The organism is Comamonas sp. JNW, assembly GCF_003105075.1.
GTDB classification, from domain to species: domain Bacteria; phylum Pseudomonadota; class Gammaproteobacteria; order Burkholderiales; family Burkholderiaceae_C; genus Comamonas; species Comamonas squillarum.
This window is the reverse complement of the sequence record NZ_QETI01000006.1, coordinates 95,619-107,473: the sequence shown is the minus strand read 5'-3', so window position 1 is coordinate 107,473 and position 11,855 is coordinate 95,619. Positions and strand designations below refer to the sequence as shown.

The 11,855-nt window shown below is 64.8% G+C and carries 13 protein-coding genes; 6 read left to right on the top strand and 7 right to left on the bottom strand.

What is annotated here, in order from left to right; all coding sequences use genetic code 11:
- Positions 1-52 precede the first annotated feature (52 nt).
- Both DCO45_RS10835 and DCO45_RS10830 read right to left on the bottom strand, forming a co-directional pair.
- Entirely contained in the window at positions 53-1,354 is a 1,302-nt protein-coding gene (locus DCO45_RS10835; protein ID WP_021025164.1) for a UDP-N-acetylglucosamine 1-carboxyvinyltransferase, read from the bottom strand.
- A gap of 180 nt (positions 1,355-1,534) precedes the next feature.
- A complete protein-coding gene (locus DCO45_RS10830) occupies positions 1,535-2,323 on the bottom strand; it encodes a MetQ/NlpA family ABC transporter substrate-binding protein (protein WP_021025165.1) in 789 nt (262 codons plus the stop codon).
- A 206-nt stretch (positions 2,324-2,529) separates the two neighbouring features.
- Here DCO45_RS10830 and DCO45_RS10825 point away from each other — a divergent pair, with 206 nt between their 5' ends.
- A complete protein-coding gene (locus DCO45_RS10825; RefSeq protein ID WP_116925997.1) occupies positions 2,530-2,796 on the top strand; it encodes a DUF3820 family protein in 267 nt (88 codons plus the stop codon).
- 56 nt (positions 2,797-2,852) lie between these two features.
- Here the strand turns inward: DCO45_RS10825 and DCO45_RS10820 are convergent, their stop codons facing one another.
- Complete coding sequence (locus DCO45_RS10820; protein ID WP_116925853.1) at positions 2,853-3,308, bottom strand: ABC transporter substrate-binding protein; 456 nt, start codon at positions 3,306-3,308, stop codon at positions 2,853-2,855.
- A 230-nt stretch (positions 3,309-3,538) separates the two neighbouring features.
- On the bottom strand, positions 3,539-4,201 hold the full coding sequence (locus tag DCO45_RS10815) for a LysE family transporter (protein ID WP_116925852.1): 663 nt from the start codon (positions 4,199-4,201) through the stop codon (positions 3,539-3,541).
- Between the two features lie 70 nt (positions 4,202-4,271).
- Here DCO45_RS10815 and DCO45_RS10810 point away from each other — a divergent pair, with 70 nt between their 5' ends.
- The 3 genes from DCO45_RS10810 (at position 4,272) to DCO45_RS10800 (ending at position 7,655) form a co-directional block, all read left to right on the top strand.
- Entirely contained in the window at positions 4,272-5,174 is a 903-nt protein-coding gene (locus DCO45_RS10810) for an HTH-type transcriptional regulator ArgP (protein WP_116925851.1), read from the top strand.
- A gap of 130 nt (positions 5,175-5,304) precedes the next feature.
- A complete protein-coding gene (locus tag DCO45_RS10805) occupies positions 5,305-6,291 on the top strand; it encodes an ABC transporter ATP-binding protein (RefSeq protein WP_207788069.1) in 987 nt (328 codons plus the stop codon).
- Positions 6,288-7,655: a hypothetical protein gene (locus DCO45_RS10800; RefSeq protein WP_116925850.1), complete on the top strand. Its 1,368-nt coding sequence runs from the start codon at positions 6,288-6,290 to the stop codon at positions 7,653-7,655. The genes DCO45_RS10805 and DCO45_RS10800 overlap by 4 nt, the downstream gene beginning before the upstream one ends.
- Before the next feature lie 40 nt (positions 7,656-7,695).
- Here the strand turns inward: DCO45_RS10800 and DCO45_RS10795 are convergent, their stop codons facing one another.
- From DCO45_RS10795 to DCO45_RS10785, 3 genes are all read right to left on the bottom strand, one after another.
- Entirely contained in the window at positions 7,696-8,259 is a 564-nt protein-coding gene (locus tag DCO45_RS10795; protein WP_116925849.1) for a DUF2721 domain-containing protein, read from the bottom strand.
- 172 nt (positions 8,260-8,431) lie between these two features.
- Positions 8,432-8,647, bottom strand: a complete 216-nt coding sequence (locus DCO45_RS10790) for a SlyX family protein (protein WP_116925848.1) — start codon at positions 8,645-8,647, stop codon at positions 8,432-8,434.
- 91 nt (positions 8,648-8,738) lie between these two features.
- Complete coding sequence (locus DCO45_RS10785; RefSeq protein ID WP_116925847.1) at positions 8,739-9,935, bottom strand: PLP-dependent aminotransferase family protein; 1,197 nt, start codon at positions 9,933-9,935, stop codon at positions 8,739-8,741.
- 160 nt (positions 9,936-10,095) lie between these two features.
- Between DCO45_RS10785 and DCO45_RS10780 the strand changes: the two genes are divergently transcribed.
- The gene (locus tag DCO45_RS10780) at positions 10,096-11,133 is read left to right on the top strand and encodes a DUF4105 domain-containing protein (RefSeq protein WP_116925846.1); all 1,038 of its coding nucleotides are present in this window, start codon (positions 10,096-10,098) and stop codon (positions 11,131-11,133) included.
- A 60-nt stretch (positions 11,134-11,193) separates the two neighbouring features.
- Positions 11,194-11,847, top strand: a complete 654-nt coding sequence (gene nth, locus DCO45_RS10775; RefSeq protein ID WP_116925845.1) for an endonuclease III — start codon at positions 11,194-11,196, stop codon at positions 11,845-11,847.
- Positions 11,848-11,855 lie beyond the last annotated feature (8 nt).

The window sequence follows — 11,855 nt, the reverse complement described above, 5'->3', positions numbered from 1 at the left end:
AAAGCGCCTGCCGCATAGTCGGCAAGCGCTTGGGTATTGGGATGGAAGCAGCTTAGTTCTCGCCCGCCCACTCCACCTTGGCGCCCAGGCTTTGCAGGTTCTCGACAAAGCGCGGGTGCGCGCGCTTGATCGGCGCGGCATTGCGAATCTCGGAGCGCCCTTCAATGCTGGCGGCAACCATGAACAAGGCAATGGCCACGCGGATGATGTAGGGGCTCTCCACCACGGCGGGGCTGAGCGGGTTGCCGCCCAGCGTGACGATGCGGTGCGGGTCGGACGAGAACACATGGGCACCGAACTTGGACAGCTCGCCGGTCCAGCCCAGGGCGCCGTCATAAACCTTGTTCCAGAACATCGCATTGCCCTCGGCACGCACGCCCAGCGCGATGAAGATCGGCAGCAGATCGACCGGGAAGTAAGGCCAGGGCGCGGCCTCGACCTTGGTCAGCACATTGCGGGTAAACGGCGTCTCGACCTTGAGCGGGCCCTTGCGGATGGCGCGCGACCAGCCGTCCTTGTGCTCGATCTGTACGCCAAACTTGGCAAAGGTGCGGTCGATCAGCGGGAAGTTGTCGGGGGTTCGGTTGCGCACCTGCACATCGCCGCCGGTGATCGCGCCCAACGCCAAGAAGGTGGTGATCTCGTGGAAGTCTTCCTCAAAATGGAACTCGCCGCCGCCCAGCTGCTCGACGCCATGCACCGTCAGGCGCGAGGTGCCAATGCCCTCGATCCTGGCGCCCAGCATCACCATGAAGCGGCAGAACTCCTGCACATGCGGCTCGCAGGCGGCGTTGGTCAGCACCGAGCTGCCCTTGGCCGTGGCCGCGCACAGCACAAAGTTTTCGGTGGTGGTAACCGAGGCATAGTCGAGCCAGTGCTGGGTGGCCTGCAGCGGGCCATCGCAGCGCACGATGAGCGACCCCTCGCCATGCTCCACGCGGCCGCCAAAGCGGCGGAACACCTCGATGTGCGGATCGATCTCGCGCACGCCCAGGGTGCAGCCCTTGACATTGTCCTCCAGCCGCGCCACGCCAAAGCGGGCCAGCAGCGGCGGCACCAGCATGATGGATGAGCGCATTTCCTCGGGCAGGTGGTGCTTGCAGGCATCAAAGTGGGTATCGCGATGGTGCAGTTGGAGCACGCCGCTGGCGTAGTCCATCTGCACGCTCGAGCCGAGCTTGCCAAAGATGTCCAGGATCTTGCGCACATCGGTGATGTCCGGAACGCCATGGAGCACCAGGGGCTGGGCCGTCAACAACGTCGCGCACAGCACAGGCAAAACGGCATTCTTGTTGGACGAGGGAATGATGCGGCCCTGCAAAGGGGTGCCGCCGTGCACGATGAGTTTGGACATGGATGGGGGGAGGTCGCGAATTCTGGAGTGGCCCGTGGCAGTGTGCGCTATCCGGGCCGACCCTGCATGGTACAGCGTCCAAAACAACAAAAGGCACTCGGTTGGAGTGCCTTTTGTAAATACCCGTCAACAAAATGTGCGGGATGGTGTTATGCCCTGCCAGAGCAGCTCACTTGCCGATCAGAATGCGGGGACGACGGCGCCCTTGTACTTCTCCAGGATGAATTTCTTCACATCGTCGCCATGCAGCGCACGGGTCAGCTTGGCAATCGCCTCGTCATTGGCGCGGTCTGCACGGGCGGCAATGATGTTGGTGTAGGGCGAATCGGCGCCTTCGATAAAGAGCGCGTCCTTCGTGGGGTTGAGCTTGGCTTCGATCGCGTAGTTGGTGTTGATCAGGGCCAGATCCACGTCACCGAGCGCGCGCGGCAGCAGCGGCGCTTCGAGCTCCTTGAACTTGAGCTTCTTGGGGTTCTTGGCGATGTCCAGCGGCGTCGAAGTCAGCTTGGAGGCGTCCTTGAGCTCGATCAGGCCGTGCTTTTGCAGCAGCAGCAAGGCGCGGCCGCCGTTGGACGGGTCATTGGGGATGGCCACGGTGGCGCCGTCCTTCAGGTCCTTGATGTTCTTGATCTTGCTGGAGTAGGCGCCAAAGGGCTCCACATGCACCTTGCCATTGGGCACTTGCACCAGCGAGCTCTTGCGGTCCTTGTTGTAGCTGTCCAGGTAAGGCTGGTGCTGGAAGAAGTTGGCATCGAGCTGCTTGTCTTCCACCGCCGCATTGGGCTGGATGTAGTCACTGAACTCGCGCACTTGCAGATCCACACCCTCAGCCTTGAGCTTGGGCTTGATGAAATTGAGGATTTCGGCATGTGGCACCGGCGAGGCCGCCACTTTCAGCACCACATCAGCAGCGTGGGCAGACACGGCCAGGGCCGCGATGGCAAGAACGGAAAGCGTTTTTTTGAACATGGTGTTTTGAACAGATGAGAAAGACCAGCCCGGGCAACACATGGATTTTTTCTTGATGGGACTGAACCAAGATGGTGCAAGTCTAGCCTTGATTGGCATATCGATCAAAGAATATAAAGAGATTTGGTTATAAAGAAATTGATCTTTATGGCCCAAAGCCACAGTCCGGGCAGCCGCCGGGCGCCGGCCGCGCTATGCTCTGGGCCATGTCTAGCCCGTTTGACCCCGATCAGCTGCTGCGCCTGCTCACCACCCCCATGCCTTTTGGCAAGTACCAGGGCCGCGCCATTGCGGACCTGCCAGGCAATTACCTCAACTGGTTTGCGCGGGAGGGCTTTCCCAAAGGCGATCTGGGCCGGCTGCTGGCACTGATGCACGAGATCGACCACAACGGCCTGGGCGAGTTGCTGCACCCTCTGCGCGCCAGCCTGCAGGCGAGCGGGCAGGCAGCTGGACAGCCTCCGCGAAAATGAAAAAACCCGCAGGCTGCCAGCAGCTGCGGGTGGGTTCAGGTTGTTGAGACGCTGCTTTACTTGACGGCAGAGCGGGCTGCGTCGGCCTTGGCCTTGGCATCATCGGCCTGCTTTTGCAGCGCCGCCGCTTCGGCCTCTGCCTTCTTGGCTTCGGCTTCCTTGGCAGCGGCTTCTTCCTTGCCCTTGTCACCGCCCATGGCGCCCGCCATGGCACTGCCGGCCATCGTGCCAGCAACGGCGCCCACGGCAGCTGCGCCCATGGTGCCCATCATGCTGGAGCCGCCGGCGGCCGGTGCCGCAGCGGCAGGGGCTGCAGCCGCTGCTGGAGCGGCCGCGGGTGCAGCGGCGGCTGGCGTCGCAGGCTTGGCTGCCGGTGCAGGGGCCGCCTTTTGCGTGGCTGCGGGACGCTTGACACCGCCGCCCATGCGCTTGGCGTGGGCCAGGCCTGGCAGAACCAGACCGGCGATGGTCAAAGCAAGAACGGATGCAGAGGTGCGAAAAGAGGGGTTCACTACGAAATTTCCAAATAAAAGGCCGGGGCCACAGGCGGGGTGCCTGCTTGCCTACCCTGGGTACATGAGGGGAAACGCTGCAAATTCAAGTGCTTGTAGGCACGGCTTGCAGCGGTATGGCTCGGCTTTGGTTATTCGTTATGCGTAGCGCGCAGCTATAAATATTGTAGAGCAAGCCAGCGGCAGGGCTTGATCTACAAGACCTTGGGCGCCGCCCGCTATCGCCTGGCTCAGGCCGCTGCGATGCTGCCGAGCCCGCTGTATACCCACCAGGCCAGCGCCAGCATCATCACGCCGGTAAAGCCGTCCATCACGCGCCAGGCCTGGGGCTTGGCAAACAGCGTTTGCAGGCGCCGGCCGGCGCTGGCCAGCATCACAAACCAGGCGAGACTCGCACTGGCCGCACCCAGCACAAAGATCCATTTGAGGCTGCCGTCCTGGCGTGCACCGATCGAACCCACCAGCACCACCGTGTCCAGGTAGACATGGGGGTTGAACAAGGTGATGACGACCAGCGCACCCAGCACGCGCCACAGGCCGCGCCGGGCCACCGTTGCCGGCGCACCGCCCCCATCGGCAGCAGGCGCTGCGCCAGCGGGCATCGCGGCGCGCCACAGAGCCATCAGGCCATAGGCCAGCAAAAACAGTGCGCCGCCCAAGGTGAGGTAGTAGGCCAGGGTGGGCGAATCCCCCAGCACCTGGGCCATGCCGGCCACGCCAATACCGATCAGCAACGCATCGCTGAACACGCACCAGGCGACGCAGGCGCGTACATGCTCGCCGCTCACGGCCTGGCGCAGCACATAGAGGTTTTGCGCACCGATCGAGACGATCAAAGAAAGGCAGACCGTGAAACCGGCCAGCCAGGTAGAAGTCATGCTTGTTGTCCACATGGCGGCTATTGTGCGGCGCACCACTAAATAAGTAAAATTAAACAATCTTAGTCAAATGAAGCAAAACTAAATGCTGGACTACCTGGGACTGGCCGCGCTGGCGGCCGTGGTGCGCGAGGGCAGCTTCGAGCGCGCCGCCAAGAAACTCCATGTCACCCCATCCGCGGTGTCGCAGCGCATCAAGCAGCTCGAGGAGCGCAGCGGCCAGGTGCTGGTGCAGCGCGGCAATCCCTGCACCGGCACCGAGGCCGGCCTGCGTCTGTGCCTGCACCTCGAGCAGGTGGCCTTGCTGGAAAACGCCCTGCGCCGCAGCAACCCCGATCTGCTGCCCGACGCGCCGGTCGCGCCCACCATCAAGCTGGCTGTCAATGCCGACTCGCTCTCGACCTGGTTCATGGATGCGATGGCCGAATTCACCGCCTCGGGCAACGAGCTGCTGGATTTGCGCGTGGACGACCAGGACCACACCGCCCAGGCGCTGCGCGAAGGGGCGGTGCTGGGCGCAGTGACCGGCACCAGCGGCCAGATTCCGGGCTGCAACAGCTGGCCGCTGGGCACGATGCGCTATGTGGCAGCGGCCAGCCCCGGCTTTATGACGCGTTACTTTGCAGACGGGGTGAGCACCCAGGCGCTGGCCCAGGCGCCCATCATGACCTTTGACCGCAAGGACCGGCTGCAGGACCAGTGGCTGCAGGCCCAGGGCATGGCCTCGCGCGGCAGCGGTCCCCGGCATTTTCTGCCATCCAACCAGGGCTATGTGCGTGCCTGCGAGATCGGCATGGGCTGGGGCATGCACCCCACGGTGCTGATTGCCGAGCAGCTCGCGCGCGGCAGCCTGGTGCCGCTGGTGCCCGACACCCCGCTGGACGTGCCGCTGTACTGGGCGCTGCCGCGCAGCGCGCAGACCAGCCTGGCCCGGTTGACGGACTGCGTCATGCGCGCAGCCAGCCGCGTGCTCACGCCTGCGGCTTGAGCCTTGCTGCCCTGGGGTTGTCAGCAAGGCGCAGGCTGGTGCGCCTATGATGCTGGCAGCGGCAGCACCGGCCTACCTGGGCGCTGCCGCAGAGGGAGGACTCCATGGTTTTCATTAGAAAGAGCACAGCATGATTGAGGTGCAGGATCTCATCGTCGACTACCCCGGCCACCGCGCGCTGCATGGCGTGAGCCTGCAGATCGAGGCGGGCACCGTCACCGCCTTGGTGGGGCCCAATGGCGCGGGCAAATCCACCTTGCTGCGCTGCATTACCGGGCTGGAAGCGCCGCTGAGCGGCAGCACCCGGGTGGCAGGCATTGATGTGCAGCAAGCGCCCCGCCGCGCCCACCAGTGCATGGGCTATCTGTCGGATTTCTTCGGGCTCTACGAGACCCTGAGCGTGGCCCAGTGCCTGCAGTACGCCGCCGAAAGCCAGGGCCTGAGCCGCCAGGCAGCCACCGCGCGCGTGCATGCCGTGGCCGAGCAATTGGCGCTGACGGCCAAGCTGGGCCATGCCACGCGCAATCTCTCGCGTGGCCAGCGCCAGCGCGTGGCCATTGGCCAGGCCATCATCCATGAGCCCCAGGTGCTGCTACTCGATGAGCCCGCCAGCGGGCTCGATACGGAAGCGCGCAGCAGCCTCTCGACCCTGTTCCGCCAGCTGCAGGCCCAGGGCATGACCCTGGTCGTCTCCAGCCACATCCTGAGCGAGCTCGACGAGTACTGCAGCCATATCCTGTCGATCCGCGAAGGCCGCATCACCAGCCACGGGCCCCTGAATGCGGTCGCTGGCGCCGGCGGCATCGGCGCCCTGCCCTCCGAGCTGGTGATGCAGCTGGAGCTGGCCGCGCCGCTCGCCCAGCCCGAGCTGGCACTGGCTGGCTACCGCCTGGTCGATATGCGTGCGGGCCGTGAGGGCAGCGCCTCTCATATCCTGTGGATTGGCATGCCTGCGCATGACACTGCTGCCCGCGTGCAGCTGCTGCAGCAGCTCGTGGCCCATGGTGCGCAGGTGCTGGGCTACCAGGAGGCGCGCACCAGCCTGCAGGAGCGCTACCAGCAAAGCCTGGAGGCGCCCGTTGATCCCCAAGCGCTGTTTGCCAAGGAGTGGCCATGAATCCGGAATTTCGCCGCCAGCTCAGCCTGGAGCTGAGCCCTGCGCGCCTGGTGCTGATGCCGGCCATCTTGCTGATGCTGGCCATCTGCGTGTTTGTGATCGAGGGCAAGCAGCCGCTGGTTTATTTGCACAAGGGTGCGATGACGCTGGTAGGCCTGCTGGCCGCCTGCGTGGGCACCTTCACCGCACTGTCCAGCATCAATGACGAGCTGAACGAACGCACCTGGGACCAGCAGCGCATGAGCGCCATGGGCCCCTGGCGCATGGCCTGGGGCAAACTGCTGGGCGGCCCCAGCTATGCCTGGTATGGCGCGCTGCTGTGCACCGCAGCGGCCCTGCTGTGCGGCTTCTGGCTGGGCGAGCTGGCCGAGACCGTGCTGGTGCTCGTCCTCACCATTGTGGGCGCCTGCGCGCTGCACTGCGCGATGATGGCCAGCCGCCTCTACAGCATGGATCCCAACAAACCGGCCACGAGCCGCAATGTCTGGGTGCTGGTGGTGCTGGTGTTCCTGCTGCTGCAACTCGTCAGCAGCCTGGTGGTGGGGCTGGACAGCCTGCTGGGCGGTGACGGTGGCGGCGCCTGGTGGGGCCTGCATCTGGGCTCGGGCGCGCTGCTGCTGATTTTCGCGGCCGCCAGTTTGCTGCTGGGTCTGCTGGCGCTGTGGCGGGCCATGTCCATGCAGCTGTCGGTGCCCACCACGCCCTGGGCCTGGGCGCTGGGCAATGCGGCGGGCTGTCTGCTGCTCGTGGGCCTGGTGCCCAGCGGCACCGGCCGGGCGCTGACCGGCATGCTGCTGCTGGCGCTGGTAACCTACTACGCCGCTGCGCTCGAGAGCCAGGTGGCGCAGCGCTGGCGCGCCCTGCTCTATAGCGCGCAGCACGGCCAGTGGCGGCGCTTTTGGCAGAACATGCCACTGTGGCCGATCAGCTGGTGCATGGCATTTGCGGTGCTGCTGCCAGCCTACCTGTTGTGGAATGCCGACCCGCTGTCCAACCGCTCCCAACTGGGCCCGCTGGCCTTCATGGTGCTGCTGCATGTGCTGCGCGACTGCGGCATCTACCTGGTGTTCTCGCTGCGCAAAAGCAGCCGCTCGCCGCTGGGCATGACCTTGCTGGTGGTCTTTGTGCTCAGCGCCCTGCTGCCGGCCATGTTCTGGTCACTGGGGCTGGCGCCGCTGTTCGAGCCGCTGTTTGGCGCCTTTGACCCGCGCCTGTCGTCCAACTTCCAGCATGCGCCGGCGCTGGGCTGGCTCGCCTGGAGCGGTATGCTGGTGCAGTTGGCCGTGCTGGCCGTAGCGCTGGTGTGGCGCCTCAAGGCCATCACGCCCCGCAGCGCGGCGAAGGACGATATCTTTGCGCTTTAGGCACCTATCCACCGCCTGCTAAGGCGGGCCGCTGCCAGCCTCAGGCCTGGGGCATGAAGGCATCGTGGCGGCTGGGCTCGGCCCCTGCTTTGCGCGGGGCCGCAGCGGCAGCCGCCTGGGACGCGGCCATGCAGGGAATCGTGGCCGGCTGGCGCAGCGGATGGAAGTTCAGCAGCTGCGTGGCCATCATGGTCTCGACCATGAAGCAGCACAGCGCCGAGACAAAGCTGACCACACCCAGGCCAAAGCTGAACATGGCTGCCAGCGACCAGCTGTTGGCGTCGATCTCGGTCTTGGTGGTCTGGCCGACGAACAGCAAGATGATGGTCAGCGCAATCAGCGCGCCGCACAAGGTCAGCAAACCAATGCAGAGATTGGCCAGGCGCCCGCGGCGGCGCAGAAAGTTCAGCTCCAGCAAGGAGCGCTGCACATAGTCCTCGTCCTTGGAGGCCATCATGCGGTCTTCGAGCACGCGGCCCCGGTCGATGATGCGCGCGAGCCGGCCGGCGACGGCGCCAATCATGCCCGCCACCCCGGTGAGAAAGAAAACGGGAGCCACAGCCAGCTGGATGCTGTGGGTGATGTTGCTGACGTCGATGGACATGGTGTTAGGGCAGAGAGGGTGGACAAACTGCGCTGCAGCACACGCCTTGTGCAGGCTGCAACGCCTGCAATGAACACTGCAAAATTCAAGCCAACATTCTCGCACCAAATAGGTGCAAACCCTAATACCTTTTCCGCCCTGTTTCTGGGCTGATTTGCAGCAAATTGTGTGCTCAGTAGTGCGGCGGCAGCTCGTCGCGTGCACCTGGCGCAACAGATCCGGTCTCGGGCATGCGCTGCTGCAGGTCTTTGACCAGGTGCAGCAGGCGGTCGATCTGCTGCTGCTGCTTGTATATCGTCAGGTTCAGCTCTTCGAGCAGGTCGTCGGCATAGGCGGACTTGATCTCCAAGGCTTCAAGGCGCTGCTGCAGGGGTTCGAGGGTGGACATGGCGGCTCCTGGCTAAAAACGGGGCGGGCGAGGCAAAGAATAACGCCGGCATGTGACAGCGCACATGCCGGCGTTGGGGTGTCAACAACGCTTACAGCGCCTTGGCCAGACGGGCAATGCCCTCTTCGATGCGCGCGATATCGGCGGTGGCAAACGACAGGCGCAGGGTCGAGGTATCGGGGTTCTGCGCGAAGAACGGCGTGCCGGGCACAAAGGCCACGCCCTGCTCGATGGCGCGCTTGGCCAGCGCATTGCCGTCCGTCTCCTGGCCTCGGGCGCCCGTCAGCTGCACCCAGATGAACATGCCGCCCAGCGGCTGCACAAAGCGCACGGCATCGCCCAGCTGGCTGCGCAGACCCTCGCCCATGGCCTTGCTGCGCGCCGCGTAGGTGGTGCGCACGCGGTCCAAGGTGGCGGGCATGCGGCCGGCTTTGAGGTACTGGGCGGCGGTGGCCTGGCTGAAGGTGCTGGTATGCGCATCGCTGAACTGCTTGCACATCACGCACTTGCCCAGCAGCTCGGCCGGCGCAATCAGCCAGCCCAGGCGCAGGCCGGGGCTGAGCACCTTGCTCATGCTGCCGCAGTGGGCCAGGTAGTCACGGCTGCCGGGCACGCTGTCCGACAGCGCCAGCATGCTGGGCGGCGGCGGCGCATCAAAATACAGGTCGCCATAGGGATCGTCCTCGACCACCAGGGTCTGGTGGCGCACGGCCATCTCCAGAACCTGGCGGCGGCGCTCCAGGCTCAGCAGCGCGCCGCTGGGGTTGCCAAAGGTGGGGATCAGGTAGACCAGCTTGGGCTGATGCTCGGCGATCAGTTGCTCCAGCGCTTCGGGGATGACGCCGTTCTCATCGGTGGGGGCGCTGATGACTTCGGCGCCGTAGAGGCGAAAGCACTGGATCGTGGCCAGAAAGGTCGGGCCCTCGACGATCACCTTGTCGCCGGGCGAGATCATGGTCTTGCCCAGCAGGTCCAGCGCCTGCTGGCTGCCGGTGGTGACGATCAGCTGCTCGGGCGTCAGCGACTGCACGCCCTTGGCGGCCATCAGACCGACGATCTGCTCGCGAAACGGCTGGTAGCCCTCGGTCGCACCGTACTGCAGCGCGGCGCCCGGCTCCTCGGTCAGCGCCGCATTGGCGGCCTCGCGCACCCCTTCCACATCGAACATGGCTGCATCCGGAAAGCCCCCGGCAAAACTGATGATGCCGGGCTTGCCCAGCAGCTTGAACAGTTCACGGATGGCGGACGTCTCGACATTGTCGAGGCGGGAGGCAAAGCGCAGTGTCATGGAGTGTTCTCTCAAATCAAAAAAGCGCAGCCAGGTCGAGCGACCGGCCGCCTTGGCATTTTGCTACTTTTTACCGGCCCCATGCGTCGCTCTGGCATCCCTGAGCCCGCCATTGGCCTCTCCTATCGACTATGCTTGCGGTCCAAAGGATTTTGTCACCATGCGCATCGCCGCTTTCTTTATTGTTTTGGTCAAATTGCTGGCCTCGCTGCTCATGCTCGCAGGCGTTGTCTGGGCCTGCGGGGCGCTGTGGTTTCAGCTGGCACAGTCGGTCAAGTCGGGCTCGGCCCGGGGTCTGCTGCTGGGGGTCTGGGTGGGGGTGGGCCTGTACTGCATCTTCCTGCTGTGGCAGCAGCGAGCGCCCCGGGGTTTGCTGATCTATGGTCTGCTGTTGGCAGGCATCCTGGCCTGGTGGGCCAGCATCCAGCCGTCCAACACGCGCAAATGGGCGCCGGATGTAGCCCAGCAGCTGTCGGGCACAGTGCAGGGCGACCTGGTGCAGCTGCACAATGTGCGCAATTTTGACTGGCAGACCGCAAGCAAGGCGACCCCGCGCTGGGAAGACCGCAACTATGACCTGCGCCAGCTCGTCTCGGTGGACATGAGCACCTCGTACTGGATGGGGCCGGCCATTGCCCACACCCTGGTGTCCTTTGGCTTTGACGATGGCAAGGGCCCGCGCCGCTACCTGACCTTCTCGGTGGAGATCCGCAAGGAGCGCGGCGAGCAGTTCTCGGCCGTAGGCGGCTTTTTCAAGCAGTTCGAGCAAAGCCTGGTCGCCGCCGATGAGCACGACATCCTGCGCGTGCGCAGCAATATGCGCGGGGAAGAGGTCTACCTCTACAGCGTCGCCATGCCGCGCGCTGCGATGCGCTCGCTGTTCATCGCCTATGTGGACAAGGCCAATGCGCTGGTCGAGACGCCGCAGTTCTACCACACGCTGTTTGCCAACTGCACCACCATCGTGTTCGAGATGGTGCGCCGCATCGTGCCGGGCCTGCCGATGGACTGGCGCCTGCTGGCCAGCGGCTACCTGCCCCAGTATGTGGACAGCCTGGGCGCCCTCGCCCGCCCGCATGACTTTGAGGCCATCCATGAGGCCGCGCACATCAACGCCCGCGCCAAGGCAGTGCGCCCGGGTGAGGATTTCTCGGCCGCCATCCGCCAGGGCGTGCCGCAGGCGCCGCTGCAGCCCTGATGCAGGGACCCAGGCTCAGGCCTTACCAGATAATGGCAGCCGAGCCTGCACAACAACACGATGAAAACCGCTGATATCCAACCCTTCTTCGCCACCTTGAAGGCGGCCAATCCTTCGCCCCAGACCGAGCTGGAATACACCTCGGTGTTCGAGCTGCTCGCTGCCGTGCTGCTGTCGGCCCAGGCAACCGATGTGGGCGTGAACAAGGCCACCCGCAAGCTCTTTCCGGTCGCCAACACGCCCCAGGCCATGCTGGCGCTGGGGCTGGAAGGCCTGGAGGGCTATATCAAGACCATCGGCCTGTACCGCAGCAAGGCCAAGCATCTGATGGAAACCTGCCGCATTCTGGTGGAACGCCATGGCGGCCAGGTGCCCGATACGCGCGAGGCGCTCGAAGCGCTTCCCGGCGTGGGCCGCAAGACCGCCAATGTGGTGCTCAATGTGGCCTTTGGCCAGCCGACGATGGCGGTGGACACCCATATCTTCCGCGTCAGCAACCGCACCGGCCTGGCGCCCGGCAAGAACCCGCTGGAGGTGGAAAAGCAGCTGATGCAGCGCGTGCCGGACGACTATGCCGTCGATTCGCACCACTGGCTGATCCTGCTGGGCCGCTATGTCTGCCAGGCGCGCAAGCCGCGCTGCTGGGAATGCCTGGTCAGCAGCTACTGCGATTTCTCGCCCAAGACACCGCCACCGCAAGGCGCGCTGCGCTGATCGCAGCG